The sequence below is a fragment of the Streptomyces sp. TSRI0281 genome (assembly GCF_001905125.1).
Taxonomy (GTDB): domain Bacteria; phylum Actinomycetota; class Actinomycetes; order Streptomycetales; family Streptomycetaceae; genus Streptomyces.
Genome location: NZ_LWLE01000001.1, coordinates 1,251,295 through 1,270,270 on the forward strand (window position 1 = coordinate 1,251,295; position 18,976 = coordinate 1,270,270).

Here is an 18,976-nt window from a genome sequence, read left to right on the forward strand (position 1 = left end):
CAACGTCCCTGGTCAGAGCCCCACGGGCCGCCCCGCTCGTGGGGCTTTGTGCTGCGCGCGGCTCACCGTGTCAAGAACGTCCTGTGAACGCTCTGCGCCAAAGCCCCGTTTCGCTCCGTTACCGAATAAGGATTGGTCTTGACCAAGGGGGTGCGTCACCCTAAGGTCACCTTAAGACAGGAACCTTTAATAAATAACGTCGCGGAATAGACGCTGGGCGATTGCGGAGGACAGGGTGGGGACCACGCAGCTGGAATCGGTTCAGGAGCCGAAGTACTGGCACCTCAAGACCGTGCTCAGCGAGGCACTCGACTCGGACTTTGCGGTGGGAGCGGTCCTGCCCAACGAGCGCGACCTCGCGGCACGGTTCGGTGTCGCACGAGCCACGCTCCGCCAGGCGCTGGAGCAGCTCGAACTCGAAGGCAGGCTGCATCGCCGCCGTGGTGTGGGGACGACCGTCGCCCCGCCGCGCGTAGGCGTCGCGGTCTCCACCGCGCAGCACGACTGGACCGGCGGAGTCGCCGGCGAGGCGTGGCAGCCCATCGACTGCACCACCGCCACGGCCCCGGCCGCGGTGACCGCCATGCTCGACACGAGCGCGGAGGAGCAGGTGCACGTGGTGCGCCGGATCCGGGTCACCCATGGCCAGTCGGTCGCCGCGGAGCTGCTGTACGTCCCGGCGTCGTCCGTGCCGGACCTCTCCGCGATCGACTCACCGTCCGGTCCCGCCCGCGCCCGGAGCGTGCTGCGTGAGCTGCACCGGCTGGGCCTGGAAGGCCAGGACCGTTCCGTCGAGCTCGGGTCGGCCCGCGCGGACGACGCGAAGGAGCTCGACAGGCTCCCCGGCGCGCCCGTCCTCGTCGTCACCACGCGCTACTTCGCCGCGGGCGGCACTGCGGCCGTCTCCGTCGCCACGTACCGGGCCGACACCTGCCGGCTCACTTTCGGGGACTCGGGCGCGCTGGAGATCACCCACGACGAGCAGGAGCGCCAGGCATCCTGACGCGGCCCGGCTCCGCGTTGGGGCGCCCGAGCCACCCGGGTCCCGTACGCACGGTTCCCGGGTGATCGAGTCCACCCGCCCCACCGGCTACGCATCGCAGCGCACGGCCCGTCGCACTCAGCGGCGGGCCGTTACCGTGCCGTCCACCGCGAACAACTGCTCCTCGACATGGTCGAGTGCCAGTCGCAGGGCACCGGTGGCGACAGCCGCCTCGCCCAGGAGCGACAGCGTCACTCTCGGAGGGCGCAGACAGTAGCGCGCCAGCTCGTTGCGGAGCGGGTCCAGGACACCGTCCAGACCGGCCGCCCAGCCCCCGATCACCACCAACTCCGGGTCGAGTGCCAGCACCAGAGCCGCCACATCGTGCACCAGCCGCTGAATGAACCGCTCCACGGCCGCCTGCGCTCCGGCATCGCCGTGCCGGGCCTTGGCGAACACAGCGGTCACGGCGTGCTCGTCCAGAGGCACCAGCGGTGTGTCCGTCGTCGACAGCAGATGCTCCGGGGTCACATCCCTGCCCAGCAGATGCAGGGCGCCGATCTCACCGGCCGCGCCTCCGAAACCGCGGTGCAGACGTCCGCCGATCAGCGACCCGGCACCGGGGCTCAGTCCCGCCAGTACGAAGACGATGTCGTCGGACTCGGTCGCCGCACCCTTCCAGTGCTCGGCCACCGCCGCGGCGTTGGCGTCGTTCTCCACGAGCACCGGGCAACGGAACGAACGCCGCAGCCGCTCCCCGAGAGGCAGGCCGGTCCAGTCCGGCAGGGCGGTTCCCAGCCGCACGGTCCCGTCCGCCTCCACGATGCCGGGACTGCCCACACCCACCGCACGCAGACTGCTCCTGGCCACCCCCGTGCGCCGCAGGACATCCGCGATCACGGCCCTGACCTGGTCGAGCCGGTCGTCCGCGCCCGCGGTCTCGGACACCGCACGCGACCCGGCACCGATGATCCGGCCGTCCAGCCCCGACAGCATCGAGGAGACCCGGTGCGGACCGATCTCGATACCCAGCAGATGCCCCGCCTCGGCACGGAACCGGAACCGTCGCGCCGGCCGCCCCTGACGCCGGGCCTCACTCTCGTCGGGCACGGCCTCGACGACCAGACCCGCTTCGAACAGCCCCTCGATCACGCCCTCGACCGTCGGCCGGGACAGACCCGTGATCCGGGTCAGATCAGTCAAGGTCGGAGTGCCGGCCCCTCTCAGGGCGTGCAGCACCACCGCCGAATTGATCCGCCGCAACAGCGAAGGGTCTCCACCGGTCAGCCGGCCCACCGTGTGTCCTCCCACCTCGTGCGCGCATGTCTGCCGGATCGTACTCGCTGGCCAGGGGCTCGGCGACCCTCAGCCGCAGCCGGTACCGAGCCGCAACCTACGTCATCGCGGAGCGACGAAACCGGACTCGTACGCGGCGATGACCGCCTGCGTCCGGTCCCGCGCGCCCAACTTGCCGAGCACGGCGCTGACATGCGTCTTCACCGTCTCGACGCCGACCACCAGCTTGCCCGCGATCTCCGCGTTGGACAGCCCCCGCGCCATCAGCCTCAGCACCTCGCCCTCGCGCTCCGTGAGCGCCGCCCGGTCCATGGCCGCCCTGGCCTTGCTCGTGCCGTACTCGGCCGCGAGCTGCCGGACCGCCGCGGGGAACAACAGCGACTCGCCCTCGGCCACCAGGCGCACCGCGTGCACGATCTCGGCGGGCCGGGCGCGCTTGAGCAGAAAGCCGTCGGCCCCCGCCCGCAACGCCTCATAGACGTACTCGTCGTTCTCGAACGTCGTCACCACAAGGATCTTCGGCGGATCCGGCACCGTCCGCAGCACTACCCGGGTCGCCTCGATGCCGTCCATCAGGGGCATCCGCACATCCATCGCCACCACATCGGGTCGCAGCTGACGCACCAGAGGGATCACCGCGGCGCCGTCGGCCGCCTCGCCCACCACCTCGATATCGGGCTGAGCCCCAAGCACGGCACGCAGGCCCGCGCGTACGAGAGGTTCGTCGTCGACCAGAAGAACGGTAACCGGCATCCAGTCAGCGTATGCGGTCCAGAGGGAGGCTCACCTGGACTCTCCACTCGCCGTCGTAGGGCCCTGTTCTGGCCTTTCCGCCCAGGAGCGCCGCCCGCTCACGTATGCCGCGCAGCCCACTTCCGCCCCCCGACAGCCCGGAAGATCCCGTCAGCGGATTGGCCACCTCCAGCTCCAGGCACCCGCTCATCACGGCAATCCTCACCCGGACGGGGACCGACCCGGCGTGACGCAGCACATTGGTGAGGCACTCCTGAAGAATGCGATACCCCTCGCGGGACACCGGGCCCGGTACCTGGTCCAGGGTTCCGGACACCTCCGCGTCCACCGTGGCCCCGGAGCCGCGGGCCGAGTCGAGGAGCCGGCCGGCCTCGCCGAGCGTCGGCCGCCGGCTCACCGGCGTACCGGACTCCCTCAGCACCGTCAGCACCCGCTCCAGATCGTCCAGCGCATCACGACCCGTTTCCTCGATGGCGGCGAGTGCTCGCTCGGTGAACTCCGGATCGTTCGCGGTCCGCGCCGCACCCGCCTGCACCACGGCGACCGTGAGCGCGTGCCCGATGGAGTCGTGCAGCTCGCGAGCGATGCGATTGCGCTCCAGCAACTGCTCGGTGAGCTCCTCAAGAGCGGTCATTCGCTCCGCCGGTGAAGGCCCGAGCAACTGACGGGCGGCCGCTGTGGCGAGCGTGCCCGCGAGAACGACCACGGGGAACAGCAGCACCATGGGCAGAGGTGCGAGCAGCAGCGCGCACCAACCGGGCGGATCGCCGTACGCGAGCAGTCCGTCGTCACTCGGGACTCTGCCCAGGCCGATCAGGACGAGGTCGACCGTGGTGGCGGGCAGCCAGATCGTCGCCAGCCCCGCGGCGAGGGCCAGCAGCAACCGCACCTCCAGCCACAGAACGGTCCGCCACCGGTCCGCCCATGTAACCGCGACAGCCGCGGAGATCGAGGCATCCGGACTACCGCGCTCGTCAGGGGTGAGGAGCAACTGCGCCTGGACCCCTTCCGCGAGGCGCGTCGCGGGGACGAGTCCCACCGGCACCGCGAGGAGCACCGGCATCCACGGTGTGTCCATCGAGATGAACAGCCACACACTGACGACGGCGGCCGGAACGAGCAGATGCAGCCAGCGGGTGTAGGTGACCGGCCTGGCCAGCGGGATGAGGAAGCGGCGCATGCCGTCATCGTGTCAGCCGCGCAGCACACGACGGCTCCCCCGAGCGAGGGAGATGAACCCCACGGCCGGGGGAGGCAGGGCGGTGGGCACGGCCGCCAGGCTGAGGACATGACCAGCATCGACGTCCACGAACTCACCAAGGAATACGGCCCCACCCGCGCCGTGGACCGCCTCACGTTCAGCGTGCTGCCCGGCCGGGTCACTGGATTCCTCGGTCCGAACGGTGCGGGCAAGTCCACCACCATGCGGCTCGTCCTCGGTCTCGACCGGCCGACCGGTGGCACGGCGACCGTGGGCGGGAAAAGCTACGCCGCGCTGCACAATCCGCTGAATCGGGTCGGTGCGCTGCTCGATGCCCAGGCAGCTCACGGCTCGCGCACCGCGCGCAACCACCTGCTCGCCCATGCCGCGAGCAACGGCATAGCGCCCACCCGGGTGGACGCCGTGCTGGAGGAGGCCGGACTCGGACCGGTGGCGAGAAAGCGGATCAAGACCTTCTCCCTCGGTATGCGACAACGCCTCGGAATCGCGGCGGCGCTGCTCGGCGACCCGGAGGTGGTGATGCTGGACGAGCCGTCCAACGGACTGGACCCCGAAGGCATCGTCTGGATCCGCGAACTGATGAAAAGGCTGGCCCGCGAAGGCCGCACGGTTCTGATCTCCAGCCATCTCATGAACGAGACATCGTCCTTCGCCGACCACTTGGTGGTGCTCGGCAGGGGCAGACTCCTCGTCGACATGCCGATGCGGAAGTTCCTCGACTCCCGCAGCCGGCCCCGGGTGCGACTGCGCACGACGCAGTCCAGCAGGCTCCGAGACGTGCTGACCCGGAAAGGCCATGCACCCGTACAAAGCGACGACGGGAGTTGGACGGTCGACGGCGCCACGGCCGAGGAGATCGGCGTCCTGGCCGCTTCCGAAGGCATCCCTCTCCTTGAACTCATCGACGAGCAGATGAGCTTGGAACAGGCATACCTGGATCTCACGACGGACGAGACGGAATTCGCCGCCGCCACGGCGTCGCCCACCAATCGCCAGGAGGCGTGACCATGCCCCCGACCGCAGTGCTCCACTCCGAGTGGATCAAGATCAGATCGATGCGGTCCATCTCCGGCTCGCTGGCAGCGGTCTTCGTCGCGACACTTGCCGTCACTGTTCTCACATTCGCCACGATCGGCCGGGCGGAGGCGGGCAACGCGGATGCCGAGCCGGTCTTCGACGCCTTCTATGCCCTGAGTTTCGGACAGATCGCGGCCATCAGTTTCGGTGCGACCGCACTCTCTTCGGAGTTCCTCAACGGCGCTCTACGGATATCGCTGTGCGCCGTTCCGCGCCGCGGTCTCTTCTACCTGTCCAAGATGACAGTCGTGGGGGGCCTGGCCCTTGGCGTGGGGCTGCTCACCAGTTTCACCGCGTTTCTGGTGGGACAGCTCTTCATGGGGGACTTCGCGATCGGCCTCGGACATCCGGGCGCGCTGCGGGCGGCCTTCGGAGGCGGTGTCTACCTTGCGCTGATGGCACTGTTCGCGGCAGGGCTGGCAGCGCTGTCCCGCAGTGCTGTGGCAGTGCTCAGCCTGCTCATACCCTTCATCCTGATCGTCTCCTTCGTGATCGGGGACATCGCGGGCGGTGTGTCTCAATATCTTCCGGACCGGGCGGGCCAGTTGGTGCTGCACCAGAATCCGGACGGCAGCCTCGGGCCGTGGACGGGACTGGCGGTGGCAGCGGCCTGGGCTGCGGCCGCGCTGCTCGCAGGCTGGTGGGTGATACGGAACCGGGACGCGTGAAGCCCCGATATGTGAGGGAGGGGCAGGCAACCCGGGAGACGAAGGAGACGAAGCCGCTCCAGCCCCCGGTGCGCTTCACGGCAAGGGCCAGGACGCCACTTGTCAGTGCCAGACGGTTTACTGATGGCATGACGACCGCACATCACCTCCGCCTCATCGACGGGATGCGCACCAGAGAGTTTCCCGCGGAGCGCATCCCATGGGGCTCAGGAGTCAGCGGACCCGGCTATCACACTGCCTCCCTGCACACGGATGAGGAGCACTGGGACGACGACGAGCCAGGTGGCCCTGAGCACCGGGCCCAGTGTCTCGCGGAGCACGACGCGCTGCTGACACTGCTCACCTCGCGCTGGGGCGAGCCGCAGTTGGTGAGCCTGTGGAGCGCGCAGGAGCGGATGATGGCGGGCGAGGTGATACCGGAACCCTGGGCCGATCCGGTCGCCGGCTGCGAGTACCTTCAGCTCTGGCGGATCGAGGACCGGTGGCTCGCGGTGGGGCTCTTCCTGGAGGAGGGCGGACCGGGCTGCGAGCTGACTGTCCTGGTGACCGTGATCGATCCGCCCTGATCGGGTACGCCGCAAGGAATGTACGGAGCCGGCTCTCCGGACCGGGGCCGACGGGACGGTGAGGGCTCGTGGGTGCAGAGGTACCTGGGTAAGCGCCCGGTTTCCGCAGCGTTCAGGGACAGGCCGAAGGGGGCGACTCGACGGCTTCACGGAGGCGGGCGTACTCGTCGGCCATGGTGTGGGTGGTCCAGTGGGCGTTGAGGCCGCTGGGGTTGGGCAAGGCCCACACGCGGGCGCCGCCGATCGTCCGGTCCTGCGGGCCGATCCGCGCACGGCGTTCACCGAAGGCCGTGCGATACGCCGTGACACCGACCACGGCGAGCCACAGCGGCGCGAGCCGTTCCGTCTTCTCCGCCAGAATCCGGCCGCCTTCCCGGAATTCGTCGGCGCCGAGCTCGTCCGCCCGAGCCGTCGCACGGGCCACCACGTTGGTGATGCCGAGTCCGTGGGCCAGTAGTTCGCCCTGCTCCGAGGGCTTCAGCCGACGGGGCGTGAAGCCCGAGAGGTGGAGCACCGGCCAGAAGCGGTTGCCGGGGTGGGCGAAGTGGTGGCCCGTGACGGCGGTCATCAGGCTCGGATTGATTCCGCAGAACAGCACACGCAGGCCGCCCGCGACCACATCGGGAACGACGCGATCACGGGCGGCCTGGAGCTCTTCGGGTGTCATCGGGTGACTGTGGTGACCGTCAGAGGATGGAGCCGGGGGTGTAGGCCGCGGCCTCCGGGTGCTGCTTCGTGATGTCCTCGATCCGGGACACCAGGGCGGTGACCTGGTCACCCGCCGCACCGGTGAAGGACAGCTTGTCGGCCATCAGGGCGTCCAGCTGTGCGCGGTCCAGCGGGATCCGCTCGTCGGCGGCCAGCTTGTCCAGCAGCTCGTTGCGTTCCGCGCCCTGCTCGCGCATCGCCAGCGCGGAGGCGACCGCGTTCTCCTTGATGGCCTCGTGGGCGACCTCGCGGCCCACCCCGGCCCGTACGGCGCCCATGAGGACCTTGGTGGTGGCCAGGAACGGCAGGTAGCGGTCCAGCTCCCGCGCCACGACAGCCGGGAACGCGCCGAACTCGTCCAGAACCGTCAGGAAGGTCTCCAGCAGGCCGTCGAACGCGAAGAAGGCGTCCGGCAGGGCCACCCGGCGGACCACGGAGCAGGACACGTCGCCCTCGTTCCACTGGTCACCGGCCAGCTCACCCGTCATCGAGGCGTAGCCGCGCAGGATCACCATCAGACCGTTCACACGCTCGCAGGAGCGGGTGTTCATCTTGTGCGGCATCGCGGACGAGCCGACCTGGCCGGGCTTGAAGCCCTCGGTGACCAGTTCGTGGCCGGCCATCAGCCGGATGGTCTTCGCCACCGACGAGGGGGCCGCCGCCAGCTGGACCAGCGCGGTCACCACGTCGTAGTCGAGCGAGCGGGGATAGACCTGGCCGACCGAGGTGAAGGCCTGGGCGAAGCCGAGGTGCCCGGCGATGCGCTGCTCCAGGTCGGCGAGCTTCCCGGCGTCTCCGCCCAGCAGGTCGAGCATGTCCTGCGCCGTACCGACAGGGCCCTTGATACCGCGCAGCGGGTAGCGGCCGAGGAGGTCCTCCAGCCGACCGTACGCCACGAGCAGTTCGTCCGCCGCGGTGGCGAAGCGCTTGCCGAGGGTCGTCGCCTGAGCGGCGACATTGTGCGAACGTCCCGCGATGACCAGCTCGCGGTACTCGGCCGCCAGCTTGCCGAGACGGGCCAGGACCGCCACCGTACGGTCGCGCATCAGCTCCAGCGAGAGCCGGATCTGCAGCTGCTCGACGTTCTCGGTCAGGTCCCGGGAGGTCATGCCCTTGTGGACCTGCTCGTGGCCCGCGAGAGCGTTGAACTCCTCGATCCGGGCCTTCACGTCGTGCCGGGTGATCTTTTCGCGCTCGGCGATCGAGGCCAGGTCCACCTGGTCGAGGACGCGCTCGTAGTCGGCGAGAGCCGCGTCGGGGACCTCGATCCCGAGGTCCTTCTGAGCGCGCAGCACCGCCAGCCACAGCTGACGCTCCAGCTTCACCTTCTGCTCGGGGGACCAGAGGACGGCCAGCTCCGTGGAGGCATAGCGGCCGGCCAGGACATTGGGGATGCGAGGCTTCGCAGACACAGCAGTCACGTAAACAGATTCTACTGGCGGTTTGTGCAGGCCAGCGCCGCAGGCCGGTTTGTGGCTTGCTACGAACGCGCGCAGGGGGCGGCAGCGGCGAGTGGGGCCGGGGTCAGTCCCTGCCGTCGGACGGTGGATTCCACCGCGTGCACCCGGAGGCGTCGGATACCCGGGATCCCAGGCGTCCCGGATGCCCGAGAGCGTCGGATGCCGTGCACCGGCCCCGAGGCGCCGTCAGTGTGCGGAGCCTTCCACCCGGTGCCAGCTCGTCACCGGGCCCGGAGCGGCGGAGTCGGCGGGCGTGATCCAGAAAGCCCGGCCCGTCTCGGCGCTGAACTGCGCCCCCGACCGCCCGTCCCCCGACGACCGGCCGGTGAGCCGACGCCCGATCCAGGGCGCCAGATGCTGCCGGGCGAAGCGGAGGTCGTCGACCCGCCGCGTCGGCCAGCGCGGAGGCGGCGTAGCCCCCACCGGCGTCCGCCAGTCGTGCTCGGAGGGGAGGCCCAGGGTCTGCCAGACCGCCTCGGCCACCCTGCGGTGCCCCTCGGCGGTGAGATGCAGCCGGTCGACGTCCCACATCCGGGGATCGCCGAGCGAAGCCGCACCGTACAGGTCCACCACCAGTGCGCCATGCCGGTCGGCCAAGTCGTCGACCAGCGAGAACAGCTCCTCCATGCGCGGACGGAAACGTTCCATCACCGGGCCGTTGCGACCGGGGCTGCGCATGAGCACCAACTGCTTGCAGGACGGAGCAAGCCGCTCCACCGCCTCTTCGAGACGGGCGCGCACCATGCCCATGTCGCACTTGGGCCGCAGTGTGTCGTTGAGACCGCCCACGAGGGTGACGACATCCGCCTGCATGGCCGCCGCGGGGGCCACCTGCTCGTCGACGATCTGGCCGATCAGTTTTCCGCGTACGGCGAGGTTGGCGTACCGGAATCCGGGGGACCGGGCCGCGAGCCGGGAGGCGAGGACATCGGCCCACCCCCGGTACGTACCGTCGGCCAGCAGGTCCGACATGCCCTCGGTGAACGAGTCGCCGACCGCGACAAGACTGGTGTAGGAGGCATTCAATTCCATGGCCCCGCGATCGTACCGTGGCAGCCGCGCCGGGGTCCGGGCCTCCGGGGCCGGGGAGGGACAGGCGCGGGACATGAGAGAGGGGCGGGGCAGCCGCGTACGGCAGCTGTCCCGCCCCTCCTGGTGACTCAGCGCGCCTGCGGTCTGCCCACGAGCTCGCGCAGTACGTCCTCCATCGTGACCATGCCCGCCAGCCGGTCGTCCTCGTCGAGGACGGCCGCCAGGTGGGTGCGGCTGCGCCGCAGCGCGGTGAGCACGTCGTCGAGCGGGGTCGCCGCGCGCACCCGCGCGATCGGCCGCATCGCGGTCACCGGGAAGGGGACATCGCGCGGAGTCGCATCCAGCGCGTCCTTCACATGGAGGTAGCCCAGGATGCGCTCCTCGGTGTCCATCACGGGGAAGCGCGAGAAGCCGGACACGGAGGAGAGGCGTTCCAGCTCCTCGGGTGTGGTGCCGATCCGGGCGTACACCACCCGGTCGACCGGCATGAGCACGTCCCGCACCGGGCGACGGCCCAGTTCCAGGGCGTGCCGCAGCCGCTCCGCCGAGCGGTCGTCGACCAGCCCGGCATCCCCGGCGTCCTTCACCAGCCGCGCCAGTTCGTCGTCCGAGAAGGTCGCGGACACCTCGTCCTTCGTCTCCACCCGCAGAAGCTTGAGGAGCGCGTTGGCGAAGGCGTTGATCGTGAAGATCACCGGACGCAGGGTGCGGGCGAGGGCCACCAGGGGCGGGCCGAGCAGCAGCGCGCTGCGGGCCGGTTCGGCCAGGGCGATGTTCTTCGGGACCATTTCGCCCAGCAGCATGTGCAGATATGTGGCCACGGACAGGGCGATCACGAACGAGATCGGATGGACCAGTCCGTGCGGTACACCCACCGCGTCGAAAACGGGCTCCAGGAGGTGAGCGATGGCCGGCTCCGCGACGATGCCCAGCACCAGTGTGCAGAGCGTGATGCCGAGCTGGGCCGCCGCGAGGAGCGCCGATACATGCTCCAGACCCCAGATGACGCTGCGGGCCCGCCGGTTCCCGGCCTCCGCCTCCGGCTCGATCTGGCTGCGGCGTACGGAGATCAGCGCGAACTCCGCGCCGACGAAGAAGGCGTTGACCACGAGGGTCAAGAGGCCGATGAAGAGCTGGAGGGCGATCATCGCGCGTCCTCCATGTCTTCCTCGGAGCCGGGCAGCGGGGCGTGCAGAAGGGCACGCGCGGCGCGGCGCCCGGAGGCGTCCACCACATCGATCCGCCAGTCGGCCAGTTCGACGGTGTCACCCACCGCCGGGATGCGGCCGACCTCGGTGGCGATCAGCCCGGCCAGCGTCTCGTACGGTCCGTCCGGCACCCGCAGCCCGATGGTGCGGAGCTGATCGGTACGGGCCGCGCCGTCGGCCGACCACAGGGTGCGTCCGTCGGCGTCCTCACCGGCGGGGGCGAGGTCCGGTGTCTCGTGCGGGTCGTGCTCGTCGCGCACCTCGCCGACGACCTCCTCGACGATGTCCTCCAGCGTCACCACGCCGGCCGTGCCGCCGTACTCGTCGATCACGACGGCCATCGCGAGTTTGCCGGACAGCCGGTCCAGCAGCCGGTCCACGGTGAGCGTCTCCGGTACCAGAAGGGGTTCGCGCAGCATCTCCGAGACTCGTCTGCGCGACCTCTGCTCCGCCGGGATCGCCAGCACGTCCTTGATGTGGGCCACGCCGACGACCGTGTCGAGGCTGCCCCGGTAGACGGGGAAGCGGGACAGTCCGGTCGCCCGGGTGGCGTTGGCCACATCCTCGGCCGTCGCCTGTATGTCGAGGGCGGTGACCTGGACCCGCGGCGTCATCACGTTCTCCGCGGTCAGTTCCGCCAGATTGAGGGTGCGGACGAAGAGCTCGGCGGTGTCCGCCTCCAGCGCGCCCGCCTTGGCGGAGTGCCGGGCCAGTGCCACCAGCTCCTGGGGGCTGCGGGCCGAGGCCAGTTCCTCCGCCGGTTCGAGACCGAAGCGGCGGACGATCCGGTTGGCGGTGTTGTTGAGGTGGCTGATGAAGGGGCGGAACACCGCGGTGAACGCACGCTGCGGTGTGGCGACCGCCTTGGCCACGGCCAACGGGGAGGAGATCGCCCAGTTCTTCGGGACGAGCTCGCCGACCACCATCAGGACCACGGTGGACAGGGCCGTGCCGATCACGAGGGCGATGGAGGACGACACACCGGGTGAGAGGCCGATCGCCTCCACCGGTCCGCGGATCAGCTTGGAGACGGACGGTTCGGAGAGCATGCCGACCACCAGGTTGGTGACCGTGATGCCGAGCTGCGCACCGGAGAGCTGGAAGGTGAGGCTGCGAACGGCCTTCAGGGCACTCGACGCGCCCCGGTCGCCCCGCTCCACGGCCCGTTCGAGCTCGCCGCGCTCCACCGTGGTCAGGGAGAACTCCGCGGCGACGAAGGCGCCACAGGCCAGGGAGAGCAGTACCGCGACGAGCAGCAGAAGCACTTCGGTCATCGGTTCACCTCCGTCCCATGATCGGGCAGGGTCAGGAGGATCGCGCGATGTCGGCGATGTCGGCTACTGGGAGGCTCGCCCATGGGCGGACGCTCACACCTTTCGAAGAGGGGGCGGTCGAAATGAGATCCCATAGTAAAGGATCGGCAAAGTTGCATGCGGGCGGTCGATATCGCATGTGGGTGGTCGATCGAGGGTAGTCGGTCCCTCCGCGGGGGTCATCCGGTCAGATGCTTCACCCACCGGCTCCACTGCGCTTCCGGGACGTATCCCGCCGCTCGCCAGGAGTGCTGCGCGAGATCGTTGCGGTCGAGCACCATGGCGTCGCCCCGTCGCCCGCCCAGCCGGACGAATCGTTCCTCCGCTGCCGCGAGCAGTGCACCACCGACACCCCGGCGTCGCTGGTCAGGGTGGACCGCGAGCCGATACAGATGGCAGCGCCAGCCGTCGAAACCCGCGATCACGGTTCCGGCGAGGGCGCCGTCCCGCTCGGCGAGGATCAGGGACTCGGGGTCGCGTTCCACCAGGCGTGCGACGCCGTCCCGGTCGTCACTGATGCTGGTGCCCTCGGCCGCCACCTTCCAGAAGGCGAGAATCTCGTCCAGGTCGGCGGGCGTCGCGACGCGTATCGACAGATCATCCATGCGGTAATCCCAACACCGGGCGACCGGGGCGTCGACAGTTTTTCGGAATGCGATACCCCGTACCCGGTGGGCCGCATTCCGTCACGATCAGTCGCATTCCGGCTGATTCCGACACGCGCCGACACGCGCCGACACGCGCCGACACGCGCCGACGTGCTCCGGCGGGTTTCCGACGCGCTCCGACGGGTTCCGTGATGTTCCGACGGGTTCCGGTACGGGGAACTCCGCGCCGGGCCCGTGCGGTCAGCTGCCTGCCAGCTCCTCGATCACCAGTCCGAACGCCTCCATCGACGGCTCCAGCACGCTCAGATAAGAGAAGCCGAACCGTTCCCGTTGCTCGCGCAGCTGGTCGGCGATCTGTCGCGCGGTGCCGACCGCGAACAGCGGCAGCTCCAGCAACGTTTCGTCGTCGAGGTCCGCGAAGGGCGGCAGCAGGCCGCTCACGGCCGCACGCCGGTTCTCGGTCACCTCGACCTTCTGGAGGAGCAGATTCAGCTCTGCCGGGGTCGTACGGTCCCTCGCGAACCCGTGGTAGGTGGCGACCCGCTCGTCGAGCTGTTCGGCGCTGATCATGGAGAGTGAGCCGTCCTTCCCCGCCGCGGCTCCGGTGAACGCCACGATGTCGGCGTACTCGGCCGCGAGTCGCAGGACCCGGTCCCCGTTCCCGCCGATCATCAGCGGGGGCCGGGGCCGCCGCACGGGGGCGGGCAGGTGTGCCTCGTCCCGCAGGAGCCGGTCCACTTCCTCGACCGTACGCCGCAGGTGGTCCACCCGGCCGCCGGGGGAGAGGAACGGGATGCCTGCCTGTTCGTGCTCCTCGCGTACGTATCCGGTGCCGATTCCCAGCTCCAGGCGGCCCTCGGTGAGCGCGTCCGTCCCCGCCGCCTCGCGGGCCAGCAGCGTCGGATTCCAGAAACCGGCATTCAGTACGAACGTGCCCACCTGGGGGCGCTCCGTGGCCGCGGCGGCGGCGACCAGGGCGGGAAAGGGGGCGGGCATGCCCAGATGGTCCGGGACCAGGATCACGTCGAACCCGAGCTGCTCCGCCCGGCGGCAGCGATCGCGCCACTCCGCGCCGCCGGTCGGTGTCAACATGTTCACGCCGAAGCGGAAGGGCCTGGTCATACCGTCTCCTCACTCCGCCGGTGCCCCGAGAACTCCGGCGGTACGGAACGCCGGTGCGCCGGGGCGCACAACGGCGGTGGACCGGTGGACGGTCCGATCGCTGGCTTCGCCACCCACCATGCCAAGCGCACGGCAGGGCGTCCGCCGAACCGGGGAATCCCGCGATCCATGCGCGAGAACGGTGTACGGGGCAGCTCCGGCTTCCTCTTGCCGCTGCTAGCGGAGTCGCGCTAGCGTGAGGCTGTGCCCAAGACTCAGCTGAACGTTCGAGTGGACGAGGCCACCGCCGAGGCCGCGCGGCAGCGCGCGCTGCAGAGGGGGATGAGCGTGAACCGCTACATAGAAGAGCTCGTCAAACAGGACGCGGGCGAAGTGGGACACACCTTCGTCGAAGCGGCGGCCGACTTCATGAAGCAGTACGAATCGGTGTTCGCCGATGAGTTCGGCCCGGAGCGCGAAGGCACCCGTTGAACCTACGGATCGACCTCTCCTGGCTGCTCATGGTCGCCGAGCACAAGACGCCCGGTGATCCGCAGGTCGTCGACTGGGGCGCGCTCGTCGCCGCGGTGAGCCGCCACGAGGCGGAGATCTTCGGCAGCCCCGTCTACAGCGACCCGCATTCCCGTGCCGCAGCCCTGCTGCAACTGCTGCTCCACGTTCCCGCGCTCGAACGCTCCAACGCCATGTTCGCCTCGGCCGTGGCGTACGGCTACCTCGTCGCCTCCGGGCTGAAGGTGATCACCTCGCCCGAGCAGGTGAGGGATCTGGCCCGGCTGGTCAAGGAGGGCAAGGCCGACGTGCGGGCCATCGCGGACGAGCTCCGGCAGTGGAGCGTGTGAGGGTCCTCCCGCCCGGCCGGTGTCGGCCGCCGCACGACCGTCCGGTCGACGTGAGACCGGACAGCCGCCTTGCGCGAGCGGTCGGCCACCCGCCCCGGAGCAGGACGTGACGGTCAGTCCGTCGCGACCGGGCCGTCCACCGTGAAGGGCCGACGGGCCACGCCCAGGACGCAGGGGGAGGAGGGGACCTGCACGCCCTTCTCCGGAATCCGCAGCCTGCGGTACGTCCCCATCTCGAAGCCCGCGGCCTCGATCGCCGCGAGGGTGTCGCGCGCGGTGTGACAGCCCCCGAAGAGCAACGGCCAGACGGTCCGGTCCGCGGCACGCTGTGCCGCGGCCAGGGCCCGGCCCGGGGCCAGCCCGTGTTCGAAGAAGCGCAGTTCACCGCCCGGCCGCAGGACGCGCTTGAGCTCGGCGAGCGCCCGGGGCAGGTCCCGTACCGTGCACAGGACCAGTGAGGCCACGGCCACGTCGAACGCCTCGCTCTTGACCGGCAGTGCCTCCGCCGCGCCGGGCACCACATCCACCGGCACCTCGGACCGCAGTGCGGCACGGGCCGCCAGCTGCCGCAGGGTGCGCTCCGGTTCGATCGCCACCACCTCGGAGACGGCGCCCGGGTAGTGCGCGAAGTTCAGCCCGTTGCCCGCGCCGATCTCGATCACCCGGCCGGACACCCCGGCCAGCAGCTCCCGGCGGTACGCGGCGATGCCGCCCCGCTGATCGGCGCTCACGCTCATCCGGGCATAGAACCGGGCGAAGACCGGGTGGTGCACGGCGTCCCGGGGGATCTTCGTACTGCGCAGATGCATGACGGGCCTCCGTGGCGGGAAAGCAGCGGCTGCCTTCGATTCTCCCCCGTACCGGCCCGCTCAGCCCCTCGTCGTCCACGTACGGACCCCGCCGAGCTCCGGAGCCAGCCAACTGGCCGCCCGCGCTCTGAAGTCGGCGGGCGTCAGCGCCGCCGCCCCGGCCGGGACGGCGCCCAGCAGCGGTGCGCCGGCCGCCACCGGCAGGTCGTCCACGTTGCACCGTGCGGCCAGATCCGGCTCGGCCGGCATGCTGCCCACCACTACACCGAGGCACGTCAGGCCCCGGGCCCGCAGGGCCTCCGCGGTCAGCGCGGTGACATTGAGCGTGCCGAGACCCGCCTGCGCCACCACCAGCACCGGCGCCGCCAGCAGCCGGGCCGCGTCCGCGAGCGTGGCGCCCTCGTCGTCGAACCGCACGAGCAGCCCGCCCGCGCCCTCCACCAGCACCAGATCGTGCTCGGTGGCCAGCTTCCCGGCCGCCTCGGCGACCTCGTACGGGCGCACCGGCGCGAGACCCGCCCGTCGCGCCGCTGTCGCGGGGGCCAACGGCTCGGGGAAGCGTGCCAGTTCGACCGCTGTCACATGGCCGCCCGCCAGGCGCACCACCTCGGCGGCGTCCCCCGGCTCCCCGGGCCGGAGACCGGTCTGGGCGGGCTTGAGCACCGCGACCCGGCGGCCCCGGGCGGCTGCGGCCACGGCGGCGGTCACCACCGTCTTGCCGATCTCGGTACCCGTACCGGACACCACCAGAATCGTCATCTCAGCCCTCCTCGGCCGCCGCGCACACGGCCCGGCAGATCAGCGCCACATCGTCATCACCGGTCACATAGGGCGGCATCGTGTACACGAGATCGCGGAACGGCCGGAGCCAGACACCCGTGCGTACGGCCGCCCGGGTCGCGGCCTCCATGTCCACCTCGTGATCGAGCTGTACGACACCGATGGCACCCAGCACCCGTACATCGACGACACCGGGCAGACCGGCCGCGGCGGCCAGGCCGTGCCGCAGCCCGGCGCCGATCCGCTCGACCTCCCGCTCCCAGTCCTGGCCGACCAGCAGATCCACGGACGCGCACGCCACCGCGGCGGCCAGCGGATTGCCCATGAACGTCGGGCCGTGGGCCAGCACCGGTACCTCGCCGCGGGAGATGCCCTCCGCCACCCGGGAGCTGCACAGCGTCGCCGCCATGGTCAGATAGCCGCCGGTCAGGGCCTTGCCGACACACATGACATCGGGGGAGATCCCGGCGTGCTCGGCGGCGAACAGCTTTCCGGTGCGGCCGAAGCCGCTCGCGATCTCGTCGAACACCAGCAGGACGTCGTTCTCGTCGCACGCCTCGCGCAGAACCCGCAGATACGCGGGCGAGTGGAACCGCATCCCGCCCGCACCCTGCACCACGGGCTCCACGATGACCGCGGCGAGTTCATCCGCGTGGAACGCGATCAGTTCCCGCAGGTGGCGTATGTAGCCGGGGTCCGGCTCCGCGTCGAAACCGTCCGGTGGCGCGTCGGCGAACACCTGCCGGGGGAGCGCCCCCGACCACAGCTCGTGCATCCCGCCCTCGGGATCGCACACGGACATCGGCTGCCAGGTGTCCCCGTGGTAGCCGCCGCGCCAGGTCAGCAGCCGGTGCTTGGCCGGCCGACCCGCCGAACGCCAGTACTGGAGGCACATCTTCACCGCGACCTCGACGGAGACGGAGCCCGAATCGGCGAGAAAGACGTGCCGCAGCGGCTCCGGGGTGATCTCCACCAGCCGTGTCGCCAGGCGCACGGCGGGTTCATGGGTGAGCCCGCCGAACATCACATGGCTCATCCGGTCCAGCTGACCGCGCGCCGCGTCGTTGAGCACCGGGTGGTTGTAGCCGTGCACCGCCGACCACCAGGACGACATGCCGTCCACCAACTCGCTCTGCCCGTATGCGGGTTCGGCGAGCCGGAGCCGTACCCCGGACGCGGACTCCACGACCAGCGGTTCCTGCCGGCCCGGCATCGGACCGTACGGGTGCCAGACGTGCGCCCGGTCCAGGGCGCGCAGTTCGGCGGGGGCGAGCGCGGGCGTGCGCGGCAGCGAGGGCGCCACGGACGACTCGGGGGCGTAGGTCTCAGGCATTGGGCGCGAGATCCGTACCGGCGCCCCGGCGGCGGACCGCCACCAGATCCGTGCGCGCCGCCGGGACCTCGGCGGAGACGGGCACCTCGCCCTCAGCGGCCGTGTCACCGCAGGGTGCGCAGCCGCCCTCGTGCGAACCGCAGCCGCCGGCGGACGGCACCCGGTGCTCGGGCAGCGTCGTGGTTCCCGCGCCCTCCACCTCGAAACCGGCATCGGCGATCATGTCCAGGTCCGTCTGGCCCGCCTGGCCCTCGCTGGTCAGATAGTCGCCCAGGAAGATCGAGTTCACCAGGTTCAGGGCGAGCGGCTGCATCGAGCGCAGATGCACCTCGCGCCCGCCCGCGAGCCGGACCTCGACATCGGGGCAGACGAAGCGGACCATGGCCAGAATGCGCAGGCAGCGCTGTGGGGTGAGGTTCCACTCCTTCGCGAGCGGGGTTCCCTCGAACGGGATCAGGAAGTTCACCGGAACGGAGTCCGGGTCCAGCTCCCGCAGCGAGAAGACCACGTCCACCAGGTCCGCATCGCTCTCACCCATACCGGCGATCAGCCCGGAACAGGCCGAGAGCCCAGCGGCCTGCGCCTGCTGGACGGTCTCCACCCGGTCCGCGTAGGTGTGCGTGGTCGTGATGTCCCCGTACGTCCCCTCGGACGTATTGAGGTTGTGGTTGTACGCGTCCGCGCCCGCCGACCGCAGCCGGTCGGCCTGCCCGTCGGAGAGCAGACCGAGACAGGCGCAGACCTCGACGCCCTCGTTCTGCTCCTTGATCGCTTCGATCGTCTGCGACACCCGGTCGACATCGCGGTCCGTCGGCCCGCGTCCGCTCGCCACCAGACAGACCCGCTTCGCCCCGCCGGCCACCCCGGCGGCCGCGGCCCTGGACGCCTCATCGGGCTTGAGCCACGTGTACTTGAGGATCTCCGCCTTCGACCCCAGCCGCTGCGAGCAGTAGGAGCAGTCCTCGGGGCAGAGCCCGGACTTGAGGTTGACCAGATAGTTGAGCTTCACGCGCCGCCCGAACCACTGGCGGCGCACCTTCCCTGCGGCGGCCACCACATCGAGCAGTTCGTCGTCGGAGGTCGCCAGCACGGCGAGCGCTTCTTCGCGGGTCGGCAGTTCGCGCCGCAGCCCCTTGTCCACCAGCGTGTTCAGCAGGTCCATGGCGTCGATCCTGGCCTACGGCGGGGTCTCCAGCCAAG

Annotated in this window: 20 protein-coding genes; 6 read left to right on the forward strand and 14 right to left on the reverse strand. The window is 70.4% G+C overall.

Annotation, left to right across the window (positions count from 1 at the left end):
• The first annotated feature begins 235 nt into the window (after nt 1–235).
• Nucleotides 236–1,003: a GntR family transcriptional regulator gene (locus A6A29_RS05875; RefSeq protein ID WP_073718771.1), complete on the forward strand. Its 768-nt coding sequence runs from the start codon at nt 236–238 to the stop codon at nt 1,001–1,003.
• 117 nt (nt 1,004–1,120) lie between these two features.
• Here A6A29_RS05875 and A6A29_RS05880 read toward each other — a convergent pair whose 3' ends face one another.
• From A6A29_RS05880 to A6A29_RS05890, 3 genes are all read right to left on the reverse strand, one after another.
• Nucleotides 1,121–2,278: an ROK family transcriptional regulator gene (locus A6A29_RS05880; protein ID WP_073718772.1), complete on the reverse strand. Its 1,158-nt coding sequence runs from the start codon at nt 2,276–2,278 to the stop codon at nt 1,121–1,123.
• A 102-nt stretch (nt 2,279–2,380) separates the two neighbouring features.
• Nucleotides 2,381–3,031, reverse strand: a complete 651-nt coding sequence (locus A6A29_RS05885) for a response regulator (protein ID WP_073718773.1) — start codon at nt 3,029–3,031, stop codon at nt 2,381–2,383.
• Nucleotides 3,032–3,035: 4 nt separating this feature from the next.
• Nucleotides 3,036–4,211 (reverse strand): sensor histidine kinase, encoded by a 1,176-nt coding sequence (locus tag A6A29_RS05890; RefSeq protein WP_073718774.1) that lies wholly within the window; start codon nt 4,209–4,211, stop codon nt 3,036–3,038.
• Between the two features lie 108 nt (nt 4,212–4,319).
• On the opposite strand from A6A29_RS05890, the gene A6A29_RS05895 reads away from it, so the two are divergent.
• The 3 genes from A6A29_RS05895 (at nt 4,320) to A6A29_RS05905 (ending at nt 6,564) form a co-directional block, all read left to right on the forward strand.
• Nucleotides 4,320–5,258, forward strand: coding sequence for an ATP-binding cassette domain-containing protein (locus A6A29_RS05895; protein WP_073718775.1), 939 nt, complete (start codon nt 4,320–4,322; stop codon nt 5,256–5,258).
• Nucleotides 5,259–5,260: 2 nt separating this feature from the next.
• Nucleotides 5,261–5,998 (forward strand): ABC transporter permease, encoded by a 738-nt coding sequence (locus A6A29_RS05900; protein WP_073718776.1) that lies wholly within the window; start codon nt 5,261–5,263, stop codon nt 5,996–5,998.
• A gap of 128 nt (nt 5,999–6,126) precedes the next feature.
• Nucleotides 6,127–6,564: a hypothetical protein gene (locus tag A6A29_RS05905; protein WP_073719032.1), complete on the forward strand. Its 438-nt coding sequence runs from the start codon at nt 6,127–6,129 to the stop codon at nt 6,562–6,564.
• Nucleotides 6,565–6,676: 112 nt separating this feature from the next.
• Here the strand turns inward: A6A29_RS05905 and mug are convergent, their stop codons facing one another.
• The 7 genes from mug to A6A29_RS05940 form a co-directional block, all read right to left on the reverse strand.
• Nucleotides 6,677–7,231, reverse strand: coding sequence for a G/U mismatch-specific DNA glycosylase (gene mug, locus A6A29_RS05910; protein ID WP_073718777.1), 555 nt, complete (start codon nt 7,229–7,231; stop codon nt 6,677–6,679).
• Nucleotides 7,232–7,250: 19 nt separating this feature from the next.
• Complete coding sequence (purB, locus tag A6A29_RS05915; protein ID WP_198952990.1) at nt 7,251–8,693, reverse strand: adenylosuccinate lyase; 1,443 nt, start codon at nt 8,691–8,693, stop codon at nt 7,251–7,253.
• A 225-nt stretch (nt 8,694–8,918) separates the two neighbouring features.
• Nucleotides 8,919–9,764: an SGNH/GDSL hydrolase family protein gene (locus A6A29_RS05920; RefSeq protein ID WP_073718779.1), complete on the reverse strand. Its 846-nt coding sequence runs from the start codon at nt 9,762–9,764 to the stop codon at nt 8,919–8,921.
• A gap of 128 nt (nt 9,765–9,892) precedes the next feature.
• Nucleotides 9,893–10,912, reverse strand: a complete 1,020-nt coding sequence (locus A6A29_RS05925; RefSeq protein WP_073718780.1) for a hemolysin family protein — start codon at nt 10,910–10,912, stop codon at nt 9,893–9,895.
• Nucleotides 10,909–12,246 carry a hemolysin family protein gene (locus A6A29_RS05930; RefSeq protein WP_073718781.1) on the reverse strand — a complete coding sequence of 446 codons (1,338 nt, stop codon included), beginning with the start codon at nt 12,244–12,246 and terminating at the stop codon, nt 10,909–10,911. Before A6A29_RS05930 ends, A6A29_RS05925 begins: the two co-directional genes overlap by 4 nt.
• A gap of 218 nt (nt 12,247–12,464) precedes the next feature.
• Nucleotides 12,465–12,890: a GNAT family N-acetyltransferase gene (locus tag A6A29_RS05935; RefSeq protein WP_073718782.1), complete on the reverse strand. Its 426-nt coding sequence runs from the start codon at nt 12,888–12,890 to the stop codon at nt 12,465–12,467.
• 243 nt (nt 12,891–13,133) lie between these two features.
• Nucleotides 13,134–14,015 (reverse strand): TIGR03621 family F420-dependent LLM class oxidoreductase, encoded by an 882-nt coding sequence (locus A6A29_RS05940; RefSeq protein ID WP_073718783.1) that lies wholly within the window; start codon nt 14,013–14,015, stop codon nt 13,134–13,136.
• 243 nt (nt 14,016–14,258) lie between these two features.
• On the opposite strand from A6A29_RS05940, the gene A6A29_RS05945 reads away from it, so the two are divergent.
• Together A6A29_RS05945 and A6A29_RS05950 are read left to right on the forward strand one after the other, a co-directional pair.
• A complete protein-coding gene (locus tag A6A29_RS05945; RefSeq protein ID WP_073718784.1) occupies nt 14,259–14,486 on the forward strand; it encodes an antitoxin in 228 nt (75 codons plus the stop codon).
• Complete coding sequence (locus tag A6A29_RS05950) at nt 14,483–14,854, forward strand: fic family toxin-antitoxin system, toxin component (protein ID WP_073718785.1); 372 nt, start codon at nt 14,483–14,485, stop codon at nt 14,852–14,854. The genes A6A29_RS05945 and A6A29_RS05950 overlap by 4 nt, the downstream gene beginning before the upstream one ends.
• 113 nt (nt 14,855–14,967) lie before the next feature.
• Here A6A29_RS05950 and A6A29_RS05955 read toward each other — a convergent pair whose 3' ends face one another.
• Genes A6A29_RS05955 through bioB form a run of 4 tightly spaced genes read right to left on the reverse strand, consistent with a single transcriptional unit; the run spans nt 14,968 to nt 18,938 of the window.
• A complete protein-coding gene (locus tag A6A29_RS05955; protein ID WP_073718786.1) occupies nt 14,968–15,663 on the reverse strand; it encodes a class I SAM-dependent methyltransferase in 696 nt (231 codons plus the stop codon).
• A gap of 60 nt (nt 15,664–15,723) precedes the next feature.
• Entirely contained in the window at nt 15,724–16,422 is a 699-nt protein-coding gene (gene bioD, locus A6A29_RS05960; protein ID WP_073718787.1) for a dethiobiotin synthase, read from the reverse strand.
• A 1-nt stretch (nt 16,423) separates the two neighbouring features.
• Nucleotides 16,424–17,776, reverse strand: coding sequence for an adenosylmethionine--8-amino-7-oxononanoate transaminase (locus A6A29_RS05965; protein ID WP_073718788.1), 1,353 nt, complete (start codon nt 17,774–17,776; stop codon nt 16,424–16,426).
• A complete protein-coding gene (gene bioB, locus A6A29_RS05970; RefSeq protein ID WP_073718789.1) occupies nt 17,769–18,938 on the reverse strand; it encodes a biotin synthase BioB in 1,170 nt (389 codons plus the stop codon). The genes A6A29_RS05965 and bioB overlap by 8 nt, the downstream gene beginning before the upstream one ends.
• Nucleotides 18,939–18,976: the final 38 nt, after the last annotated feature.

Coding starts and splice junctions, on each gene's coding strand:
- A6A29_RS05935 (WP_073718782.1), bottom strand. CDS start 12,890: ATGGATGATCTGTCGATACGCGTCGCGACGCCCGCCGACCTGGACGAG.
- A6A29_RS05900 (WP_073718776.1), top strand. CDS start 5,261: ATGCCCCCGACCGCAGTGCTCCACTCCGAGTGGATCAAGATCAGATCG.
- mug (WP_073718777.1), bottom strand. CDS start 7,231: ATGACACCCGAAGAGCTCCAGGCCGCCCGTGATCGCGTCGTTCCCGAT.
- bioD (WP_073718787.1), bottom strand. CDS start 16,422: ATGACGATTCTGGTGGTGTCCGGTACGGGTACCGAGATCGGCAAGACG.
- A6A29_RS05885 (WP_073718773.1), bottom strand. CDS start 3,031: ATGCCGGTTACCGTTCTTCTGGTCGACGACGAACCTCTCGTACGCGCG.
- A6A29_RS05955 (WP_073718786.1), bottom strand. CDS start 15,663: ATGCATCTGCGCAGTACGAAGATCCCCCGGGACGCCGTGCACCACCCG.
- A6A29_RS05920 (WP_073718779.1), bottom strand. CDS start 9,764: ATGGAATTGAATGCCTCCTACACCAGTCTTGTCGCGGTCGGCGACTCG.
- A6A29_RS05905 (WP_073719032.1), top strand. CDS start 6,127: ATGACGACCGCACATCACCTCCGCCTCATCGACGGGATGCGCACCAGA.
- A6A29_RS05965 (WP_073718788.1), bottom strand. CDS start 17,776: ATGCCTGAGACCTACGCCCCCGAGTCGTCCGTGGCGCCCTCGCTGCCG.
- A6A29_RS05895 (WP_073718775.1), top strand. CDS start 4,320: ATGACCAGCATCGACGTCCACGAACTCACCAAGGAATACGGCCCCACC.
- bioB (WP_073718789.1), bottom strand. CDS start 18,938: ATGGACCTGCTGAACACGCTGGTGGACAAGGGGCTGCGGCGCGAACTG.
- A6A29_RS05890 (WP_073718774.1), bottom strand. CDS start 4,211: ATGCGCCGCTTCCTCATCCCGCTGGCCAGGCCGGTCACCTACACCCGC.
- A6A29_RS05925 (WP_073718780.1), bottom strand. CDS start 10,912: ATGATCGCCCTCCAGCTCTTCATCGGCCTCTTGACCCTCGTGGTCAAC.
- A6A29_RS05930 (WP_073718781.1), bottom strand. CDS start 12,246: ATGACCGAAGTGCTTCTGCTGCTCGTCGCGGTACTGCTCTCCCTGGCC.
- A6A29_RS05940 (WP_073718783.1), bottom strand. CDS start 14,015: ATGACCAGGCCCTTCCGCTTCGGCGTGAACATGTTGACACCGACCGGC.